The following is a 19952-nucleotide window of genomic DNA, read 5'->3' as shown; positions in this document are numbered from 1 at the left end:
TCGCGCGGTGGCGGCTCACGTCGGGACCTCCGCCGGCGCGGGCTCCGCGGTGGGCCGCCCGGCGGGGGCGGTGCCGTCGCGGTCGCGCGCCGCCCGGCGCAGCAGCGCGGCGCCGAGTCCGACCAGGAGGGCCGCGAGCAGGAGCAGCCCGAGCCCGAGGGGTGACCCGGTGCCGGGCAGGAGCCCGTCGTGGTCCGACCCGTCGCCGGGTGCGGTCGGCCCGGCCCCGCCCGGGCCCTGCTCGTCGGGCCCGCCGCCGGGGACCTCCTCCGTCAGCCGGACGCGCAGGCGCAGGTCGGCGGTCCCCCGCTCGGAGGCGTTCCCGGCGCCCGGGCGCATGTCGACGCGCAGGTCGACCCGGCGCTCCTCCCCGGGGGCGAGCAGGCCGACCACGCCCGACGCGTCGGCGGCGACGGGTGTCCAGCCGTCGTCGGCGCGGGTCGACACCCCCAGCCACCCGGGCACGACGGCGTCCTCGGGGACCTCCACCGACAGGCGGGCGGTGTCGGCCGACTCGTTGCGCACCCACCAGGACGCCGAGCGGCGGTCGCCGGGGACCCATCGCAGCGCCTCGTCGAACAGCGGCCCCTCGAGGGAGTCGGCGTAACGGCCGCCGTCCGGGCTCAGCCCGACGGACGGCCCACGCCCCTCGGCGTGCCCCGGCGGGACGGCCAGGGCCAGCGACGCCCCCGCCAGCACGGCCAAGAGCGGCAGCAGGTGGACGACGGCCGACGCCCTCACGCGGCGGCCCTCCGGCGCCGACGGCGCCGACGGCGCCGGTCCAGCCAGGCCCCGCCGCCCATCACGAGCGCGTAGACGACCAAGCCCGCCCCCACGCCGTACGACGCCCACTGGCGCTGGGCGCCCGACAGCCAGCCGTTGAGGTGGCCCAGCCAGGGCACGGCGTACCAGACCTCGCCCTTGACCTGCACCGGCATCACCGGCTCCCGGTCGACGGCGTTGTTCGCGTCGCCACGGGTCCGGAAGGACCGCTCGCCGTCGACCGTGCCGCTGGCCACCGCCACGACGCGGTGGGTCACGACGGCGGCCTGACCGGAGGCGCGCTGGTAGGTGACCACGTCGCCGACGGTGAGGTCCTCGGGGTCGACGGGGCGGACCACGACGAGCGTCCCGGGCGGGTAGGTGGGCGTCATCGACCCCGTCAGCACCGTGTACGGCGTGGCACCGGCGAGGCGCGGCACGAGCACCGCGGCCAGGAGCACCCCGGCGGCGACGAGGACCACGGCCCAGCACAGCGCCGACCAGGCGACGGACACGACGCGTCGCCGCCGGTGCCGACCGAGCGACGCTGCCCGGGGGGAGGGGGCAGCGTCCTCGGCCGGCACGGCGGTGGCCGTGGCGGCGAGGGGCGTCATCGCGGTCGGGTCGCGAGGGGGCCGGCGGCCCTCAGGGGGTCGCGTCGGTCTGCGTCAGGACGACCGAGACGCCCGTGAGGTCGAGCGTCCGGGTCTTCGAGGCGTTGTCCGCGGCGCCACCGAAGGGGAAGTCGACGGTGAGGTCGACGTCCAGGGTGTCCCCGTCGTTCGACTCGTCGATCGTGGTGACGGCGGCGCCCGCGGTCGTCGCCGTGAGGTCGACGTCGAGGTACGGGGCGAGGGTGCCGGCACCGCCGGCGCCCTCGGCGGTCAGCGTCGCCTCGATGTTGTCGCCGACGGCCACGACGGTGTAGGCCCCCGCGTAGGTCAGCACGTCCCCGGGGACGAGGACGACGGCCTCCGGGTCGGGGACGTCGGTCCCGTTCAGCTGCCAGACCCCGTCGCCGTCCGGCGTGAGGTCCAGGTCGCCGGAGTCGATCTCGCCGCCGCCGATGTCGGCGGTGGCGTTCCAGTACGCCAGCGAGCCCGCTCCCCCGGTGAGGACGACGACCGCGGCACCGGCGGCCAGGACGGACTTGGTGGACTTCTTCATCTCGGGATCTCCCTGCTCGGGCCGCGGTCAGCGGCTCAACACCGAAACATATGGTACATACACATTTCTGCGGTCGCAGAAGAATGTGTCAGGGGAATCCCGAGTCCTCCCACCACAAGGGTGGGACACCCAAACGCCACGCGTCCGGCGTTCGGGGAAGCCTGTCAGTTGACTGTGACGGCAGAGGTGACGGTCGTCGGGTTGGCGAACACGTCCCTGGCGGTGACCGTGACGGTGTAGGTGCCGCGGTCGCGGTAGACCTCGTTCGCGGCCCCGGGGATCCGCCAGCGGAGCCCGCCCGAGACGGCACTGGTCGCCGCCGCCCGGTCGGCGCAGCCGCTGGCGCCCGCGACCACGAAAGATGCGCCGTCCCAGCACCGCAGGGCGCGGTTGCCGGCGCTCGGGCGCAGCTCGAGCACCCAGCGGACGGCCTCCACCCCTGCGGGGTCGGCGGCGGAACCGCACCCGAGGGCGTCGGCCCCGCACCCGCGGTCGAGGGCACGCCGCAGGTCCGCGGCGCTGCCGCGGTAGCCGTTCTCCGGCTGGGTGACGGTCACGTCCGGTCCGGTCAGGTCGGCGGCGAAGGCACGCCGCGAGGACTCGGCGCGCCACGAGGCCCCGAAGCGAGCCCGGACGGCGTAGTGACGGGTGCCGGACGGCCGCGTGCCGTCCTCGCAGGCCAGGGTCGCTCCGGGGTCGGCGGTGACGCTGCAGACGGCGGTCGGCGTCGCTCCCGTCGCCGCGTCGTACCGCTGGACCTCGTACGAGGTCGCCGTGGCGCCGTGGTCCCCCACGGCGGACGCCGTCCAGGCCACGCGGGTGGCGCCGCTGCCCCGGACCTGGGTCACGGTCGGGACGGCGGGCGCCGCCATCGACCCCGAGGTGTGCGTGCCGCTGGTGACCACGGCACGGTCGGTGAAGGCCGCGGACGTGCCGTCGACCTGGCCCAGCCAGACGGCCAGGGCCACGAGAGCGACGACGTGCGGTGCGCGTGTCACGGCGTGGTCACCTGCATCGCGTCTAGGCGCAGTGAGACGGAGCCCGTCGTCCTGCCCTGGAAGGCGTCGTCCGTCGCGACGGGGAGCGAGACCCGGACGCAGAGGTCCCGGGACGCTCCCCGGTCCGTCCTGACCGCCTCGCCGGGTGCGAGCCGGACGCCGCCCGTGCAGGACTCCGTCCTCGGGTAGGTGGTGTCGTCCGGCCCGGCGCGACCCCCGAGCCACAGCTCGACCTCCAGGGCCGGACCGAGACCGCCGTCGGTCGTGACGCCCGCCGACCAGCGCAGGTCGGCGTCTCCGGTGTTCGCGACCACCACGGTCGCCGCGCTGCTCTCCCCCGGGACCATGCCCTGCAGCGCGAGGTCGGGTCGGGCGTGGGTGGTGTCCAGGCCCCCGGCACCGTCCACGGCCAGGTCGAGCCGGCCCGTCGACATCCCCTCCGCGGCCACGCTCGCGCGGTCGGTCCACGCCGCCAGGGTGCCCCCGCCCGGGAACAGGGCGACGGCGGCGGCGAGCGCCAGGACGGGTGGGACCAGCCGGCGGACGAGCCCCCCACCGCGCCCCGGCGCCGCCGAACGGTGACGGCCGCTCACGCCGCCGCCTCCCGGACGCCCTCGGTCCTGCGGGCTCGTCGCTCACGCCGGCCCCGGCGGGCCTGCAGGCCCGCGGCGCCGAACGACAGGCCGGCGTACAGCGCCAGCCCGCCGGCGAGGACCGCGGTGACGCTGCGGCGCTGCCCGGGGTCGAGCGCGTGGGAGACCCTCCCCACCCACGGCAGCGAGTACCAGACCTCGCCGCGCACCTGCTGCTCGAGAACCGGCTCGGCGTCGGGGACGGCGTTGGCGTCGCCCTGCGTCACGAACTCCCGACCGTCGGGACCCTGACGGGTGCCGATCACCCGGTGGGTCACGACCTCGGGCTGTCCCGAGCGGAGCTGGTAGGTCAGGACGGTGCCGATCCGGACGTCCTCGGCCGACACCGGACGGACCACCACGAGGGTGCCCACCGGCAGGCCGGGCGCCATCGACCCCGTCAGCACCGTGTACGGCGTCGACCCGGTCACCCGGGGCACCACGACGGCCAGGACCACCACGACCCCGGCGAGCAGGCAGACGCCCACACCGAGGACCCGCGCCACGCGGGCCCCCGTGCCCGCCGGGGCGGGGGGGGGGGGGGGCGCCCCCCCCCCCCCCCCCCACCGCGGTCAGCCGGCGGCCGGCGTGGTGGCCTGCGTGGCCGTCAGGACGATCTCGTCGAGACGGATCGCCTTCAGCATGGAGTCGTTGTCCACGACGTCCGCCTTCAGCGGGACGGCCAGCGTGAGGCTGGCCCGCAGCTGGTCGCCGTCCGACAGCTCCACCGGCTGCCCGAGGTCGATCTGCTGACCTCCCCGGGTGATCCCCCCGACCACGCTCAGGTCGTCGCCCGCCAGCGTCGTCCCGCCGAGGCCACCTCCGGTCACGCCGAAGACCGACCGGAGGTTGGTGCCCTCGGCGTCCACGGCGATCGTGCAGCTCCGGGTGACCACGTCGCCCGGCACCAGCACCTCGGTCGCCGGGTCGAAGGCCACCTCCTCGACACCCTCGACCTCGTTGCTGACGAGCCACCCCGCGGCGTCGCAGCTGCTCGCGTCGATCGCCAGGCGGCCCGTGTCCAGACCGTCGCCGGGCACCACGTCGGTGCTGTTCCAGTAGGCCAGCGAGCCGGCGCCTCCGAGCAGCAGGAACGCCGCCCCTCCGGCCAGCATCCCCCTCTTGACATGCGTGTTCATCACGCTACCCCCCCAGGTAAGTGCCGGGAACCGAGATGTCCCGGGCGCACGACCAGGGTGACGTATCACCTACACCCGGGTGGCCGGATCCGTGCGAGTTTTACCCAGTCGTTCCGAAGTTTTGCCATTCGGCGTCAGGACGGGGGCTGCGCCGGGCCGCCCAGCGCCTGGCGACGGACCAGCAGGACGCGCTGGACGACCGTGATCGTGCTCGCCACGGCAAGCACCCACAGCGTGAGGAACAGCAGGAACGGCAGCGAGAAGATCGCCGACAGCCCGGTCATCACCAGGATGGCCACGAGGCGGTCGGCGCGTTCGGCGATGCCGCCCTTGGCCTGGTAGCCGAGCGACTCGGCCCGCGCCCTGGCGTACGACGTCACCGAGCCCATCACCAGGCAGACGAGGCTCAGGGCCAGGTAGAGGGTGGAGTCCCCCGGGCCCGCGAAGTAGAGCGCCAGACCGCCGAAGATCGCGCCGTCCCCGACGCGGTCCAGCGTCGAGTCGAGGAACGCACCGAAGGGGCTCGACCGGTCGGTGAGCCGCGCCATGTAGCCGTCGACGAGGTCCGAGAACACGAACGCCGTGATCACGAGGACGCCCGTCAGCAGCATCCCCTGGGGGAAGAACACCAGCGCGCCGGTGGCGACCCCGAGGGTGCCGACCAGCGTCACGGCGTCCGGGCTCACCCCGAGCCGGATCAGCAGGTGGGCGATCGGCGAGACCAGGCGGGTCCAGAACCCGCGGAAGCGTTCCAGCATGGTGCCTGGAGGTTATCGGCGCCCCGCCCCGACCCCGACGCCGACTCGGTGTCCCCGGCTCAGCCGACCCAGGACGCTGAGAGCAGGTCTCGGGTGTCGGTGAGGAGCTCGGGCAACGTCTTGGTCCGGCCGATCACCGGCATGAAGTTCTGGTCGCCGGGCCAGCGCGGGACGACGTGCTGGTGCAGGTGCGCGGAGATCCCCGCGCCGGCGATCGCGCCCTGGTTCATGCCCAGGTTGAACCCCGCCGCCCCGGACACCGAGCGCAGCGTCCGCATCGCCTCCCGGGTCAGGTCGGCCATCTCGGCGGCCTCCGGGTCGGTCGTCTCCGTGTAGTCGGCGATGTGCCGGTAGGGGCAGACCATCAGGTGGCCGGGCGCGTACGGGTAGAGGTTCAGCACCACGAAGCAGAGCTCGCCGCGACGCACCACCAGGCCGTCGCCGTCCGCGGTCGGGATCCGGCAGAAGGGGCACTCGCCCTCGCTGGCGTCCGACGGCTTGTTCTCGCCCCGGATGTACGCCATGCGGTGCGGCGTCCACAGCCGGTCGAGGGCGTCGGGCTCGCCGATGCCGTCCTGGACGAAGGGCCGGTCGGTGCCGTCGGGCTCGGGGGTGCTCACCGGGCCCTCACGTGGTCTGGCCGGCGGCGGCGAGGAGGTCCTCGACCCGCTGGTCGGGGTCGAGCACGATGCCGAGGCGTCGTCCGAAGCCCTCCAGCAGGTGCCAGGCGGACTCGGTGACCATCGAGACGAAGACGGGGGCCGGCGGCGTCCGCTCGGGGCGCGACATCCAGCGGCGGACGGCGGCGAAGACCGCGCCCACCAGGCCGAAGACGAGCGGGTCGACCGCGGCGCGCTCGTCCTCGCTCGGCTCGAGCCCGAGGAGGTCGATGGCGGTGGTGATCAGGTCGGCGACCTGCCCGGCGATGCGGGCCAGGCCCTCCTGCAGCGGGTCCTCCTCGCCCTGCGAGGAGTCGGACTCCGCGAAGCGGTGCAGCGCGGGGTGGGCGACCGTCCACCCGACGTAGGTCGACACGATCCGCTCGGCGATCTCCGGGATGGTGCCGTCGAGGGTGACCTCCGGGATCAGCGCAGCCCAGAGCCGGTCGAGGATCTCGGCGCGGACGGCGCGGTCGAGGTCGGCACGGTCGTCGAAGTGCCGGTAGACGACGGTGCGGGACAGACCGGCGCGCTCGGCGATCTCCTGCACGTGGACGTCGACGCCGGGGCCGGCGTCCTCGAGGCTCTCGAGGGCGGCGTCGAGGATCTGCTCACGGCGTTCCTCGTTGTGGCGGTTCCAGCGCAGCTGGCGCCCGTCGGCGGGCTGCTTGGTCGCCATCACACCCCGTCCCCATCGCCTTCGGCCGCCGTGCTGCGCGGCGTCCGCCTCAGCCGCGGACGAGACCAGCGTAACGCCGCGGGCGCTTGGCTCCGGCAGCCACCTCGTCGAGCTCCGGACGCGTCGTGATCTTGCTGCGCGGACGTCCCTCCGCCTCACCCCGGCGGCGCTCCTCGGCGTCGATGGCGCGCCAGCCCCGCCGACCGTGGGCCGCGACGCCGCGCGAGCGCAGCAGGGCCGGCAGGTCGTCGGCCCGCTCGGTGGTCCCGCGACGCCGCGCCGTCCCGGCGTCCAGGTCGTCGAGGATGCTCGTGACCGTCTCGGCGGCGTCCGACTTGTTGGTGCCGAGGAAGCCGGTCGGGCCCCGCTTGATCCAGCCGACGACGTACGTCCCGGGCTCGACACGACCCCGCTCGTGGGGGACCGTCCCCACGGCCTCGTCGAACGGCAGGCCGGGCACCGGCCGCGCCCGGTAGCCGACGGAGCGGAGGACGGTGCCGGTGGCGAGCACCTCGGTCTCGTCGGTCACCACGGCCCGCCAGACGCCGTCCGCGTCGGCCTCGAGGCGGGTGCGGGCGACCTCGAGCCCGGTCACGCGGCCCCCCTCGCCGAGCACCCGCACGGGCACCGTGAGGAACCGCAGCACGATGCGGCGCAGGCCGGGTCGGGGCGTGCGCGCGGCGAGGTCGGCGAGCAGCCGCTCGGTCTGGGACTCGCCGAGCCCGGCCCCGTTCGTCTCCACGACGACGTCGATCTCCCCGGCGTCCGCGAGACCGACCAGGCCGACGAGCTCCGGCACCGTGAACGCCGCCTGAGCCGGGCCGCGACGCCCCAGGACGACGACCTCGCGCACGCCGCTGCTGGCGATGGCCTCGTACGCCGGCCGCGCGATGTCGGTGCCGACCAGCCGCTCGGGCGCGGCGGTGAGGATCCGCGCGGCGTCGAGCGCCACGTTGCCGTTGCCGACGACCACGACCCGCTCGTGCGACAGGTCGAGGCCCAGGTCCTGGTGGTCCGGGTGGCCGTTGTACCAGCCGACGAGGTCGGTGGCGGAGACCGAGCCGGCGAGGTCCTCGCCGTCGATCCCGAGCCGACGGTCGGTGGACGCGCCGACGGCGTACACGACGGCGTCGTAGCGCGCGGTCAGCTCCTCGTGGAGGAGGTCGCGGCCGACCTCGGCACCGAGCAGGTAGCGGAAGCCGGGCTGCGACTCGATCTGCCCGAAGAGCCGCTCGGCCTGCTTGGTGTGCTGGTGGTCGGGGGCGACGCCGGCGCGCAGCAGCCCGTACGGCGTGGGCAGGCGGTCCAGGACGTCCACCCGGACCTCCGGGTGCTTGAGCAGCTCGTCGGCGGTGTACAGCCCGGCCGGCCCGGCCCCGACGACGGCCACCGCGACCTCGCCCTCGCCGCGGTCGCCGAGGAGGCGGCGCTGCTTGCCGACCACCGCGAGCGGCGTCCGGTCGGGGTGGCTGAACACGTCGTAGTACTCCGCGTTCATCGCGGCGAAGACCTGCTGGTCGGGCGCGAGCGCGGTGTCGGGCTTGATCGCGTCGACCGGGCAGGCGGTGGCGCACGCCCCGCACCCGACGCACGAGCGCGGGTCGATGTAGACCATCTCCGCCTCGGCGAACCCGGGCTCACCGGGTGCGGGGTGGATGCAGTTGACCGGGCACGCCAGGACGCACGAGGCGTCGGCGCAGCACGGTTGCGTGACGACGTACGCCATCGGTGCGGTCCTGCCTGCTCGTGCCGGTGCGCCGCCTCAGGCGGCGGCGGAGGAGGGCTCGCTGCGGAAGCGCGCGGCGCGGCCGTCGATCTTCAGCAGGCGCCACAGGAGCCGCGACGAGCGGGTCATCAGGCCGCTGTTCTCGGCGAGCATCCGGACGTCCGCGAACAGGTCGCGCAGCATCTTCCGCGAGGCGGGGTCGCGCCAGTAGAGGTCCTTGACCACCCAGCGCGGCACGCCCATCTGCGCCTGCGCCTTGCGGCTCGGGACGACGATGACGTCGCAGAGGAAGCGCATGAGGATCGGCAGGATCAGGGCGACGGCGGCGCGGCGCACGCGGCTGAGGCGGGGCGCGTGGTTCTCGACGTACTGGTGGGCGAACCCGATGTGGCGGGCCTCCTCGGCGACGTGGATCTGCATGATCCGCTGGAGCAGCGGGTGCATCGTCCTCCCGGCGCGGAGGATGGACTTCTGCAGGTGGTCGATCGGCTCCTCGCCGGCCAGGACGCCGAGGAAGAACGGCAGCGGCGTCCAGCGCGCGAAGAGCGGCAGGAAGGGCGCGAGCACGCGGAACAGGAGCGGGCCGCCGGGGGCGTCGACCCCGGTGCGGTTCACGAACTCCTGGAACATCTGCGTGTGGTGGGTCTCCTCGGTCGCCTCGTGCGTGCAGTAGCGGAACTCCGCCGAGCGGTTCGGGAGCGCGAAGGTGTAGTTCATGAGGCCGGCGACGAGGATCTGCTCGAACTGCAGGCCGACCTTCGCGACGTTGGCCTGACGCATCAGGCCGATGCGGATCTGGTCCTCCTGCGGCAGCGACCGGTACCAGCGGTGCCCGCCGAGGGTGTCGACCTCCGGGAGGATCCAGCGCGGGTCGTCCGGGTCGACGGCGTACGCCGGGTCGTCCCAGGCGATGTCCTCGAACGCGTCGAAGTGCTGGTCCACGCTGGCCTCGGAGAGGATCCGCAGCCGGTCCTCGTAGGCGGCCGCGCTGGTGGTCTCCTGCTCGACGGCGGTCATGGTGCACTCCTCGCTGGTCGGGGACGTGTCGCATGCTGCTGGGACGTTCGGTGACGCTGTGTCGCAGATAGGTTAGCGCGACACGGCGTCCCGTGTACAGCAGTATGCGTGACGCCGCGTCCCGAGTATCGACACCGTGTCGCAGACACGCCGTCACAGGCACTTTCCCGAGGTCGAGTCGGCACGTCTGCGCACGGATCCGGGGTCGAGTCGGCACGTCTGCGCAGGTTCTCCACAGGCACCGAACCCGCAGGTGTCCGTCGTCCGGCCGACGGGCAGGTCTGCGGCATGACCCTCCTCGCCCCCACCGCCACCCCCTCCTTCCTCCCGCCGGACTCACCCCTCCCTCGCGACCGGCCCTTCACCCGCGCCGAGGCGCTCGACCTGGTCCCGAACCCCCGGGAGCTGACTCGTCTGTGCGGACGCGGTCTCCTGCGACGACCGGTCAAGGGGGTGTACCTGGCGACGGAGGCCGGTGACTCCCCCGCGCTCCGTGCCGCGTCGATCGGGCTGGTGGCGTCGTCGGACTGCGTGGTGTGCGACCAGCACGCGGCGTGGCTGCTCGGGACGACCGGCGCACTCGCGCCCGGCGAGCACCTCGCCCTGCGCCCCCTGTCCCTCTTCCGGCCGTCGGGTCGGGGGCGGGTGCGCACCGAGATCGTGGACGGCGGCGAGCGCAACCTGCGCGAGGACGACGTCACCTCGGTGCACGGCGTCCGCGTCACCACACCGCTCCGGACTGCGCACGACCTGGGTCGCGTCCGGCACCCCGATCGGGCGATCGCCGGCATGGACGCCGTCGCCCGTCTCGGCACGTTCTCGATCGAGGAGCTGCTCGCTGGCGTCGAGCGGTACGCCCGGATGCGGTGGGTGACCACGTTGCGGGAGATCGCGCCCCTGGTCGACCCGCGCGCCGAGTCCCCGGCGGAGTCCGTGCTCCGTCTGCGGTGCCTGCAGGTGGGCGAGGCGCCCTTCGAGCCGCAGGTGGGCGTCGTCGAGGACGGTGTCGAGATCGCGCGCCTCGACCTGGCCAACCGTGAGCTCAAGGTCGCGATCGAGTACGACGGCGAGGAGTGGCACGCCGGTCCGGGACGACGCCGGCACGACGCACGGCGCCGGGAGTACCTCACCCGGATCCACGGCTGGACGTTCGTCGTGGTCGTCCGCGACGACCTCTTCGGACCGGACCAGGTCATGCTCGAGGCGCGGATCCGTCAGGCGGTCATCGCCGCGCGACGGCGGGCCGGCGCGCGCCCGTCGTACTGAGCTGCGCAGACGTGCCGACTCGGCGTCTCCCACGTGCGCAGACGTGCCGACTCGACCCCTCCCAGCTGCGCAGACGTGCCGACTCGACCCCTCCCGGCTGCGCAGACGTGCCGACTCGGCGTCTCTTCGGGAGGGAGGCGTGTCCTCGCGGCCCCCGCGCACTCAGTACTGGTGGAAGTACAGGTCCAGGTCGCGCGCGGCCCCGTCGCAGGTGAGGTTCTGGTCGCGGCTGGCCTCGACCCACTGCCCCATCACGGCCTCGCCGCCCTGGATGACCCAGTCGTCGCCGCACCGGCTCAGCGCCTCGGCGGCGGAGGTCTGGCCCGCGGCCCGCCACTCCGGGATCCCCAGCTCCAGGTCGCCGACCACGCCGGCCCACAGCGCCGGCGTCGAGTAGACCCCGATGCCGTAGCCCGAGTCGGTGTAGCCGCGCGCGATGCCCCGCACCACCTCGGCGTTGGCGGCCGGGTCGGCGCTCCACTCGAAGTCCGGCACCGGTTCGACGTCGATCCACACGAACGGCGTCTCGAAGCCCGTCGCCTCCATCGACGCGACGTTGTACAGCGCCTGCTGGTAGCCCGTGTTGCGCAGCGCCCCCGCCGGCGTCGAACCGTCGTACGGGCCGTCGTCCGCGTGCTCCTCGAGCTGCGCGGCGTCCGGGTAGCTCGCCACCGAGTACGCCGAGATCAGCTTGCCCGAGCGCCGCGTCTGCGCCACCTGGTCGGCCAGGCACGGGTTCGGCGTGAAGCCGGGGCCGTTCGTCAGCCCGACGATCACGTACTCCGCCTCGGGCAGCGGGCCGGGCATGCCGAGCGTCCGCTTCTCCGGGATGCCCATGCCCACCGGGCACTGCGGCCACGAGATGTCGCTGCCCAGCACGTTCCCGGAGCGCGGCGCGATGCGGGTCTCCTCGGCGAGGCCCTCCGCCTGCTCGGCGAGGTCCTGCGCGCCCTCCCCCGGCTCGCCGGCGCGGTCACCGTCGGTCGGGGACGGCGTCGCCTGCGTCGGGTACGGCGAGGGGTCGGTCTCGCCCGACGGGCTCGGCACGCCCTCGTCCCCGGCCCCCGACGACGGGGACGACGACTCGTCCGCGCCGCCGCACCCGGCGAGCGCGAGCACGCCGACGAGGGCGGCGGCGGTCGCCGCCGCCCGCCCCCGTCGTCCGCGCATCAGACCTGCTCGCGCGACGCGACCGCGGCGGCGACGCGCTCGATGGCTTCGGCGACCGGGACCTGGTTGTCCTGGCGGCCGTCGCGGTAGCGGAACGACACCGCGCCGGCCTCGACGTCCGCGTCTCCGGCGATGACCATGAACGGCACCTTCTGCAGCTGCGCGTTGCGGATCTTCTTCTGCATCCGGTCGTCGGAGTCGTCGACCTCGACCCTCAGGCCCTTCGCCCTCAGCTGCTTCGCGACGTCGTACAGGTAGTCCGCGTGGCGCTCGGCGATCGGGATGGCCTGCACCTGGACCGGCGCCAGCCAGGGCGGGAAGGCGCCGGCGTAGTGCTCGACGAGCACGCCGATGAACCGCTCGATGGAGCCGAACTTCGCCGAGTGGATCATCACCGGCTGCTGCCGCGAGCCGTCCGCGGCCTGGTAGGTCAGGTCGAAGCCGGCCGGCTGGTTGAAGTCGTACTGGATGGTCGACATCTGCCAGGTCCGCCCGATGGCGTCGCGCGCCTGCACGGAGATCTTGGGCCCGTAGAAGGCCGCGCCGCCCGGGTCCGGGACGAGCTCGACGCCCGAGTCGGTGGCGACCTTCTCCAGCACCGCGGTCGCCTCGTCCCACTGCGCGTCGTCCCCGACGAACTTGTCGGGCTTGGAGTCGTCGCGGGTCGACAGCTCGAGGTAGAAGTCGTCGAGCCCGAAGTCGCGCAGCAGCCCGAGCACGAAGTCGAGCAGGTGCTTCACCTCGCCGGGCGCCTGCTCCTTGGTGACGTAGGAGTGGGAGTCGTCCTGGGTCAGGGCCCGCACCCGGGTCAGGCCGTGGACGACGCCGGACTTCTCGTAGCGGTAGACCGACCCGAACTCGAACAGCCGCAGCGGCAGCTCGCGGTACGAGCGCCCCTTGCTGCGGAAGATCAGGTTGTGCATCGGGCAGTTCATCGCCTTCAGGAAGTACCGCGACGACTCCAGCTCCATCGGCGGGAACATGGTGTCCTCGTAGTACGGCAGGTGCCCGGAGGTGTGGAACAGCCCCTCCTTGCTGATGTGCGGGGTGCCGACGTAGTCGAAGCCCTCCTCGATGTGCCGACGGCGGACGTAGTCCTCCATCTCCCGCTTGATCACCCCGCCCTTGGGGTGGAAGACGGCCATGCCGGAGCCGATCTCGTCGGGGAACGAGTAGAGGTCGAGCTCGCGGCCGAGACGGCGGTGGTCGCGCTTCTCGGCCTCCTCGATGCGGTGGAGGTAGTCGGCCAGCGCGTCCTTGCTCGGCCACGCGGTGCCGTACAGGCGCTGCAGCTGCTTGTTCTTCTCGTCGCCGCGCCAGTACGCCGCCGCCGAACGCATGAGCTTGAAGGCCGGGATCCGCTTGGTGGTCGGCAGGTGGGGACCGCGGCAGAGGTCGGACCAGGCGACCTCGCCGTCGCGCCGGACGTTGTCGTAGATGGTCAGCTCGCCGCCACCGACCTCGACCGACGCCCCCTCGGCGGCGTCCTCGACGCCGGCGCCGCCCTTGAGGCCGATGAGCTCTATCTTGTACGGCTCGGCCTTGAGCTCGTCGATCGCCTCGGCGTCGGAGGTGACGCGGCGCTCGAAGCGCTGGCCCTCCTTGATGATCTTGCGCATCCGGGTCTCGATCTTCTCGAGGTCGTCCGGGGTGAAGGGGGTCTCGACGTCGAAGTCGTAGTAGAAGCCGTCGCGGATCGGCGGGCCGATGCCGAGCTTGGCGTCGGCGAAGAGGTCCTGCACGGCCTGCGCCATCACGTGGGCGCAGGAGTGGCGGAGGATGTCGAGGCCGTCGGGGCTGTCGACGGCGACGCCCTCGACGACCTGGCCGTCCTCGACGTCGCGCGACAGGTCGCGCAGCTCGCCGTCCACGCGGGCGGCGACGACGTCCGGGTCGTCGCGGAACAGCTCCCAGAGCCGGGTGCCGGCCTCGACGCTGCGGTCCTCGCGCTGCTCGGCGTGGACGAGGGTGATCTCGGGCATGCGGCACTCCTTCGGTGGCGCTGCGGCATACGGCGCCGCGGCTCGTGGGTGAGCCGATCGTATCGGCGTGCAGGGCTCGCACCCCACCGGGTTTCGGGCAGCATCCGGGCATGGACCACCTGCTCTCCCCCGCCCACGCCGCCCTCGGCGCGCAGTGGGCCTTCAGCGACGTCGTGGCGGCCTCCGGGCTCCTGCTCTGCTCCGGGGTGACCGGCGCCCGCCCCGACGGGAACGTGGACGACGACCCGGCGACGCAGTTCGAGACGGCCTTCGCGCACCTCGGGCGGGCCCTCGCCCTGGCCGGCGCGACGACCGCCGACGTCGTCGAGCTCACGACGTACCACGTCGGGCTGCGGGAGCACCTCGAGACGTTCGCCGCGGTCAAGGCGCGCCACGTCGCGGCGCCGTACCCGGCGTGGTCGGCGATCGGCGTCGCCGAGCTCGCCGTGCCCGGCACCCTCGTCGAGCTCCGCGCCGTGGCGAGGGACCCGCGGTCCCGCTAGGTCGCAGCCCGGACCGCCCTCGCCCCCGTGCACAGGGCGGGCCGAGCGACGAGACGGTCCGCCGCGATCTCGGGTCGCGGGATCCGCCGGAGACATCCTGGGGCACGTCGGGCCGTCCATCGGGCCGCCGGGCATCGATTGCAGGAACCTGCACCGTGATCCGGGTCGCAACCCGCGTCCGAGGCGGGCCCGTACCCGGACTAGTCCTGCGCGCGCAGCCGCCCGAGCGCCACGCCGGCGGCGAAGCGTGAGCCGACCCCCAGCCGGTCCTTCACCGCGGCGACCTCGGCGCGCAGGGTCCGGACCGAGATGCCGAGCAGCTCGGCCGCCCTGTCGTCGGCGACGTCACGGGTGAGCAGGGCGATGACCGCGCGCTGTCGGGCGCTGAACTGCGCCAGCGCCGCGGGCCCGCGCTCCGCCACCTCGGCGGCGGGACGCGCGGCCCGACGCGCGGCCTGCCAGTAGGCGCGGGCGGCGGCCAGGACGGCGGGGTGCTCGACGATCATCAGCGAGCGCTCGTCGCCGACCTGCGGGCCCTCGAGCATGACCTTGTGCTGGTCGAGGATCTTCATCTCGAACGGGACGAAGCCGAGGCGGGACTCCGACGGCTGCCCGCCCAGCAGCTCCGGCAGGTCGTCGCCGAACCCGTGGTCGGCGAAGACGCTCTCCATCCGGGTGCCGGTGTCGATGATGCGCCGGTTGTTCCGCAGTCCGGCCAGGATCCCCGCGGCCCCGGACGGACTGGCCGTCCGCGTCGCGAGCAGCTCCCGCCACCCGAACGAGGCCGCCATGACGTAGTCGAAGAGCTGCTCACCACGGGCGACCACCCGGCCGTGGTCGTCACCCTCGGTGGCGGCGTACCGGGCGGCGAAGGCGTCACGCGCACGGCTGAGGCGGAGCGCCGCCTCGAGGACCTCGTCGTGCAGGCCCGGACCCGGGGACGGTGGGTCGGAGGACGGCGTCACGATGAGCTCCCCACGATGCTCAGCGGCTGGTACGGAACTGGTGGGCGATACTGGGTTCGAACCAGTGACCTCTTCGGTGTGAACGAAGCGCGCTACCACTGCGCCAATCGCCCGGGACGGAGCCGGTGCCGCTCACGCGGCGTCCGCGACTTTAACGCATGGCTCAGGGGTCGACGTCCTCGCCCTCCCTGGCCCGCCACGCGGCCTGGGCCTCGGCCGTGACCGGACCCGGCGTCGACCACTCCCGACTCCCCCAGCGGTGCACGGGCTGCACGGCCCGGGTGGTCGAGACGATGAACACCTCGTCGGCGGCCTCGGCGACCCCGATGGGCTCGTCGACCTCGCGGCCGCCGTACCACTCGAGGACGAGGGCCCGGGTGACGCCGGCGAGGCAGCCGGAGGCGAGCGTCGGCGTCCGCAGCTCGCCGTCGACGACGTAGAACACGTTGCTGCCGGTCCCCTCGCAGAGGTTGCCGGCGAGGTTGGCGAAGATCGCCTCGCTCGCGCCGTGCTTGCGCGCCTCGGCCAGCGCGACGACGTTGTCGGCGTACGAGGTGGTCTTGAGCCCGGCGAGCGCACCCCGCTCGTTGCGCAGCCACGGCACGGTGACGATCGCCGCCGAGGCGTCGCTCGGGCCGATGGGCTCGGCGGCGACGACCACGGTCAGCGGGCCGTCGCCACGACCCGAGCCGAGCGGTCCGGGCCCGCCGGTGACGGTGATGCGCAGCTTGCCGCGCTCGAGGTGCTCGGCCGCCAGGGTCGCGTCCACGCCCGCGCGGACGTCGCCCAGGTCGACGCCGGTCAGCCCCAGGCCGGCGGCGGAGACGAGGAGCCGGTCGAGGTGGCGGGTCAGCGCGAACGCGCGACCGTCGTTGACCTCGACGGACTCGAACACCCCGTCCCCCACCACGAGGCCGTGGTCGTCGACGCGCAGCGTGGGCGCGGTCGGGTCGTCGAGCAGCTGTCCGTTCACCCACACGTGCACGTGAATCACCCTAGGAGGAGAGCGTGTCGCCCGTGGCGCACCCGGTGGGTCACAGGCGACACGATCGCCGCCCGCCCGGGCCTCCCGCGCCGAGGGAGGGGGGTGATTTTGCGGCCCCTGAGGCATCGGCTAGTGTTCCTGACGCACTCACGGCCGCAAGGTCGGGAGCCGCAAGCGGACGTAGCTCAGTTGGTAGAGCGCAACCTTGCCAAGGTTGAGGTCGCGAGTTCGAGCCTCGTCGTCCGCTCGGAGAGGTTCTCTCTTGGTTGGGCCTCCATGGTGGGTTGGCCGAGAGGCGAGGCAACGGACTGCAAATCCGTGTACACGGGTTCAAATCCCGTACCCACCTCGACACCACAACTCCACACGGGCGATTGGCGCAGTGGTAGCGCGCTTCCTTGACACGGAAGAGGTCACTGGTTCAAACCCAGTATCGCCCACCAGATCAGATACCGCCTCTGACCTGCGGAAACGCAGAGTCGGAGGCGGTTTTCCGTTGTTCTCGTCCGCGGGCTCCGACCTGCCCGCGACGCTGTCGGAGGACAGATTTCCGGCACCCGGTCGTGCCGTCGGAGGTGGCGGCACCGCCGAGGACCGAGCCCCGCTGCACAGGCGCCCGAGCGAGGGCCGCCCCGCCCGGCATGGGGTGCAGGCGGGACGGCCAGGAAGAAGTCTGGCCCCCGTCTCGCAAGGTAGACCGGAGGCGCGGTCACGGCTCCTGCTGCGATCTCGCAAGACCCGGTCGGGCGTCGTCGAGGAACGGCCGAGGCCGCGAGATTCGGCAAAGTCACGGTGGCCGATCCGGACGGGTGCGACCATGCGCGCGTCGAGCCAGTCGGTGCGGCACCCCCGGGTCTCCGGACCCACGTCGTGAAGAGGTCGCATGCGCGCCACCCGTCCCTTGCTCCGTTCGATCACCTCGGCTGCTGTCCTCGCTGTCGCGGCCTCGCTGCTCGTCACCTCCCCCGCGCAGGCGGAGACTCGGAACACGTATGACCCCATCGGCGACGCGACCCTGTCCGGCGACCCCGACTTCCCCGGCCGAGAGGGGGTCGAGGCGAGTGCGGACATCCGCCGCCTGCGCGTCGACACCACCGAAGGCATCGTGACGGCCGTCATCACGGTCGCTGACCTGACCCTCGCCTCCACCGACTACACGAGCGCCTCGGTGCGATTCGTCAGCAACCTGGGCGACGACCGGAGAGCGACGCTGCGGGGCGAGGGCTCCCGCAAGCGTGCGGTCCTGACCGACGACGCCACGGGCCAGCCCGTGGAGTGCGACGGCCTGGAGGTCCGCCGCTCCGCCAGGAAGGACCAGTACAGCTTCTCGCTGCCGGCCTCCTGCCTGGGTGATGAGGTCAGCTCATTCCAGTTCGGTGCCCTCGTGTTGATCGGGGACGTCACCAGCGGCAATCCCGCCTGCTGCCCCAACAGCTACATAGACGACGCTCGCCGCGACGGCAGGCTGGGCAAGCGGATCAAGCTCGGGAACCGAGCCGTCGTCATCGAGTGAGCACGGGGTCTGCTCACCCACCAGGAGGCCGCCCGGCGCCTCGGGTGGGCGAGTCGACCGGTCGACCCCAGTCACCGAGCCGGGCTCGCGCCCGGCTCGACTCGAGGAGCGGGCCGACGTCGAGGCCGAGCGTCCTCGCCGTCGCGACCTGCACGCCAGTTCAACTCCCGTGCCCGACCGGACGGCAGTGTGCTGGTCCCGTCCGAGGTGTGGCCGGCGCCGGCGTGCGCGCACCGGGCTGAGACACCCCCACGCCGCGAGGGGCGAGACGTGGGGGTGTCACGGGGGATCGATCGTCGTCCGGGCGGCAGCAACGCAGAGGCCCCCCAAGTACATCGCTGCTCGGGCCCGGGACCGGCCCCGGGTGAATCGTAAGGCAGTTGAGGGTTCGGCCGCAGGAGAACGTCAGCCGTCGCCGACTGACGGCCGCACCCCGGCTCTCGACCCAGCAGGGCGCGGGCGTGCGCTGCCCACGGCGGCCGTCGAGCGGGTCCGATGGTTCCGGCGGGGCAGGCGGGCCGCGCATCTCCCTGGGGGGCAGAGAGGAGCGGCCCGCCGCATCGTGCTGTCGGAGCAGCCCGATGTCTCCGACGTCGGGGACCGTACTCCGCCGCCAGGGTCCGGGGGTGGTTTCCACAGAAGTCCACAGGAAGTGGACAGGCGCCGACAACCATCCGCCTCGGGGGCATCGCGGGTGCCCCGTGACCGCCGCGGTCCGTCGCCGGGGCCGGTCGGGACGAGTGCCCGGCGCCGCTCCGGCAACCGTGCGGAGGTGATTGCGAAGAAGTGGATCCCGTTCCTCGCCCTCGGCGCCGTGCTGCTCGTCGCGCTCGTCCTGCTCGGCGTCGGAGGTCTCGTGGGCGACGACGCCGACACGGGCCCCGAGCAGCAGCCGACGCGGACCAGCAACCCGGAGTAGGGCGACGGGCGCGGTCGTCGTGCGACGTGGGTGGCCGTCCCACCCAGCATGGGGTCCAGGTGGGACGGCCAGGAACGACACTAGGGATCCAGCCTCATCCGCGGCTCAAGGATCGGACCCGGCCCGCACTGGACCGTTGCAAGAGACGCTCATGGAGCCGTGGCCCGGTGCCGACGACGCGCCGTCGACCTCAGCCGCCACGGCGGTGGTGGGCGAAGATCAGGGCCAGGGTGCCGTCGGCGCAGTCACAGGCCCGGACGGACCACACCGCCCCGTTGCCGTCGGGCGCCACCCACGAGGCCAGGGCGCCCTGCTCGGAGAGCTCGAGGCTGTCGCCGATCTCCGCCATGAGGGCCAGCTCGACGGCGTCCTCCGCCGGAGCGCCCCACTGCAGCAGCGCCGAGTCCATGACCGCGTCGATCGCCTCGCCCACGGTCGCGAACGCCGGCCGGTCACTGGGGTAGGCGAGCGACGAGACGCCGTCGAGCTGGTGAGGCTCGCCGTGGACCTGCTGCTCCACCGCGTGGAAGTGCATGGCCCCCGCCCGGGTCGCAGATCGTGTCCTACCGTGCTGTGGACGGTGCCCGTCGAGACGATCGCTACACGTGCTCGGCCCCATCGGTGTCGGGTCACGGTCGGTCCGGGTCCTCGGCCCCCGGGGCGCCCGGTCGAGGCCACGGCGACGGAGGCGAGCGCACAGGCGCACCCGGCCAGCGCGATCCCGGTGGTGGGGCCCTGACCGGCTGACCGGCCCGCGACGGGCCCGTGGGCGACTCCCCGGCGATGCTTGTTGCGTGCACCGGTCGTGGGGTCCACAGTGATCCAGACCAGACCGGGACCTCCGCCCCGCTGGCCGGGAGCCCGTCATGGTCATCGCCGTCATCATCGTCATCGTCGTCGTCCTCGCCGTCCTGGCGTTCCTGCTCCCCCGCCTGTCCCGCCACCCCGAGCGCGCGACGAAGAAGACCGTCGGCACCGCCGGGAACGTGGCCGGCAAGCTCCCCGGCCCGCTGGGACGCTGGGGCCGCAAGCCGTTCGACTCGACCGCGAAGTGGGCGGGCAAGGGCGCCTCGGCCGGGCGCAAGGGCCGGGGCAAGACGCCGGCCTGACGG

The 19952-nt window shown here is 73.5% G+C and carries 22 protein-coding genes and 4 tRNA genes; 8 read left to right on the top strand and 18 right to left on the bottom strand.

Translation table 11 applies throughout. The features are described 5' to 3' along the window. Positions 1–15: 15 nt before the first annotated feature. From MJ876_RS13640 to MJ876_RS13585, 12 genes are all read right to left on the bottom strand, one after another. Positions 16–741 (bottom strand): hypothetical protein, encoded by a 726-nt coding sequence (locus MJ876_RS13640; protein WP_240236916.1) that lies wholly within the window; start codon positions 739–741, stop codon positions 16–18. Next, on the bottom strand, positions 738–1277 hold the full coding sequence (locus tag MJ876_RS13635; RefSeq protein WP_240236914.1) for a signal peptidase I: 540 nt from the start codon (positions 1275–1277) through the stop codon (positions 738–740). The genes MJ876_RS13640 and MJ876_RS13635 overlap by 4 nt, the downstream gene beginning before the upstream one ends. A gap of 130 nt (positions 1278–1407) precedes the next feature. Further along, positions 1408–1929: an alternate-type signal peptide domain-containing protein gene (locus MJ876_RS13630; RefSeq protein ID WP_240236912.1), complete on the bottom strand. Its 522-nt coding sequence runs from the start codon at positions 1927–1929 to the stop codon at positions 1408–1410. A 164-nt stretch (positions 1930–2093) separates the two neighbouring features. Further along, complete coding sequence (locus MJ876_RS13625) at positions 2094–2927, bottom strand: hypothetical protein (protein WP_240236910.1); 834 nt, start codon at positions 2925–2927, stop codon at positions 2094–2096. After that, positions 2924–3520 (bottom strand): SipW-dependent-type signal peptide-containing protein, encoded by a 597-nt coding sequence (locus MJ876_RS13620; protein ID WP_240236909.1) that lies wholly within the window; start codon positions 3518–3520, stop codon positions 2924–2926. The genes MJ876_RS13625 and MJ876_RS13620 overlap by 4 nt, the downstream gene beginning before the upstream one ends. Further along, positions 3517–4065 carry a signal peptidase I gene (locus tag MJ876_RS13615; RefSeq protein ID WP_240236907.1) on the bottom strand — a complete coding sequence of 183 codons (549 nt, stop codon included), beginning with the start codon at positions 4063–4065 and terminating at the stop codon, positions 3517–3519. The genes MJ876_RS13620 and MJ876_RS13615 overlap by 4 nt, the downstream gene beginning before the upstream one ends. 66 nt (positions 4066–4131) lie before the next feature. Further along, the gene (locus MJ876_RS13610) at positions 4132–4698 is read right to left on the bottom strand and encodes an alternate-type signal peptide domain-containing protein (RefSeq protein WP_240236905.1); all 567 of its coding nucleotides are present in this window, start codon (positions 4696–4698) and stop codon (positions 4132–4134) included. A 134-nt stretch (positions 4699–4832) separates the two neighbouring features. Further along, a complete protein-coding gene (gene pgsA / locus MJ876_RS13605) occupies positions 4833–5456 on the bottom strand; it encodes a phosphatidylinositol phosphate synthase (RefSeq protein ID WP_240236902.1) in 624 nt (207 codons plus the stop codon). A gap of 59 nt (positions 5457–5515) precedes the next feature. Continuing rightward, complete coding sequence (locus MJ876_RS13600; protein WP_240236900.1) at positions 5516–6076, bottom strand: HIT domain-containing protein; 561 nt, start codon at positions 6074–6076, stop codon at positions 5516–5518. A gap of 7 nt (positions 6077–6083) precedes the next feature. Then, complete coding sequence (locus MJ876_RS13595) at positions 6084–6794, bottom strand: TetR/AcrR family transcriptional regulator (RefSeq protein WP_240236898.1); 711 nt, start codon at positions 6792–6794, stop codon at positions 6084–6086. 49 nt (positions 6795–6843) lie between these two features. Further along, complete coding sequence (locus MJ876_RS13590; protein ID WP_240236896.1) at positions 6844–8520, bottom strand: FAD-dependent oxidoreductase; 1677 nt, start codon at positions 8518–8520, stop codon at positions 6844–6846. A gap of 36 nt (positions 8521–8556) precedes the next feature. Beyond that, the gene (locus MJ876_RS13585; protein WP_240236894.1) at positions 8557–9537 is read right to left on the bottom strand and encodes a diiron oxygenase; all 981 of its coding nucleotides are present in this window, start codon (positions 9535–9537) and stop codon (positions 8557–8559) included. Positions 9538–9825: 288 nt separating this feature from the next. Here MJ876_RS13585 and MJ876_RS13580 point away from each other — a divergent pair, with 288 nt between their 5' ends. Further along, positions 9826–10803, top strand: coding sequence for a hypothetical protein (locus tag MJ876_RS13580; protein WP_240236892.1), 978 nt, complete (start codon positions 9826–9828; stop codon positions 10801–10803). 162 nt (positions 10804–10965) lie between these two features. Here MJ876_RS13580 and MJ876_RS13575 read toward each other — a convergent pair whose 3' ends face one another. Both MJ876_RS13575 and thrS read right to left on the bottom strand, forming a co-directional pair. Continuing rightward, complete coding sequence (locus MJ876_RS13575) at positions 10966–11973, bottom strand: hypothetical protein (protein WP_240236890.1); 1008 nt, start codon at positions 11971–11973, stop codon at positions 10966–10968. Beyond that, positions 11973–13955, bottom strand: a complete 1983-nt coding sequence (gene thrS / locus MJ876_RS13570) for a threonine--tRNA ligase (protein ID WP_240236888.1) — start codon at positions 13953–13955, stop codon at positions 11973–11975. The genes MJ876_RS13575 and thrS overlap by 1 nt, the downstream gene beginning before the upstream one ends. 110 nt (positions 13956–14065) lie before the next feature. Here thrS and MJ876_RS13565 point away from each other — a divergent pair, with 110 nt between their 5' ends. Continuing rightward, positions 14066–14458: a Rid family hydrolase gene (locus MJ876_RS13565; protein ID WP_240236886.1), complete on the top strand. Its 393-nt coding sequence runs from the start codon at positions 14066–14068 to the stop codon at positions 14456–14458. Positions 14459–14658: 200 nt separating this feature from the next. Here the strand turns inward: MJ876_RS13565 and MJ876_RS13560 are convergent, their stop codons facing one another. From MJ876_RS13560 to MJ876_RS13550, 3 genes are all read right to left on the bottom strand, one after another. Next, positions 14659–15423: a hypothetical protein gene (locus tag MJ876_RS13560; RefSeq protein WP_240236884.1), complete on the bottom strand. Its 765-nt coding sequence runs from the start codon at positions 15421–15423 to the stop codon at positions 14659–14661. 38 nt (positions 15424–15461) lie between these two features. After that, positions 15462–15536 (bottom strand) — tRNA-Val (locus tag MJ876_RS13555). Between the two features lie 50 nt (positions 15537–15586). Further along, positions 15587–16408 carry an aminotransferase class IV gene (locus MJ876_RS13550; RefSeq protein ID WP_240236882.1) on the bottom strand — a complete coding sequence of 274 codons (822 nt, stop codon included), beginning with the start codon at positions 16406–16408 and terminating at the stop codon, positions 15587–15589. 174 nt (positions 16409–16582) lie between these two features. Between MJ876_RS13550 and MJ876_RS13545 the strand changes: the two genes are divergently transcribed. From MJ876_RS13545 to MJ876_RS13525, 5 genes are all read left to right on the top strand, one after another. After that, a tRNA-Gly gene (locus MJ876_RS13545) sits at positions 16583–16655 on the top strand. A 31-nt stretch (positions 16656–16686) separates the two neighbouring features. Then, positions 16687–16757 (top strand) — tRNA-Cys (locus MJ876_RS13540). Between the two features lie 19 nt (positions 16758–16776). Further along, positions 16777–16851, top strand: a tRNA-Val gene (locus MJ876_RS13535). Positions 16852–17291: 440 nt separating this feature from the next. Beyond that, positions 17292–17921: a hypothetical protein gene (locus MJ876_RS13530; RefSeq protein ID WP_240236880.1), complete on the top strand. Its 630-nt coding sequence runs from the start codon at positions 17292–17294 to the stop codon at positions 17919–17921. Between the two features lie 772 nt (positions 17922–18693). Beyond that, complete coding sequence (locus MJ876_RS13525) at positions 18694–18840, top strand: hypothetical protein (RefSeq protein ID WP_240236878.1); 147 nt, start codon at positions 18694–18696, stop codon at positions 18838–18840. Positions 18841–19030: 190 nt separating this feature from the next. On the opposite strand, the gene MJ876_RS13520 is transcribed toward MJ876_RS13525, so the two are convergent. Beyond that, positions 19031–19375 carry a hypothetical protein gene (locus tag MJ876_RS13520; protein ID WP_240236876.1) on the bottom strand — a complete coding sequence of 115 codons (345 nt, stop codon included), beginning with the start codon at positions 19373–19375 and terminating at the stop codon, positions 19031–19033. 331 nt (positions 19376–19706) lie between these two features. On the opposite strand from MJ876_RS13520, the gene MJ876_RS13515 reads away from it, so the two are divergent. Then, positions 19707–19949 (top strand): DUF6411 family protein, encoded by a 243-nt coding sequence (locus MJ876_RS13515; protein ID WP_240236874.1) that lies wholly within the window; start codon positions 19707–19709, stop codon positions 19947–19949. Positions 19950–19952 lie beyond the last annotated feature (3 nt).

It is taken from the genome of Nocardioides sp. CFH 31398, from assembly GCF_022436705.1.
Classification (GTDB): Bacteria; Actinomycetota; Actinomycetes; order Propionibacteriales; family Nocardioidaceae; genus Nocardioides.
This window is presented reverse-complemented; position numbering and strand designations above follow the sequence as displayed.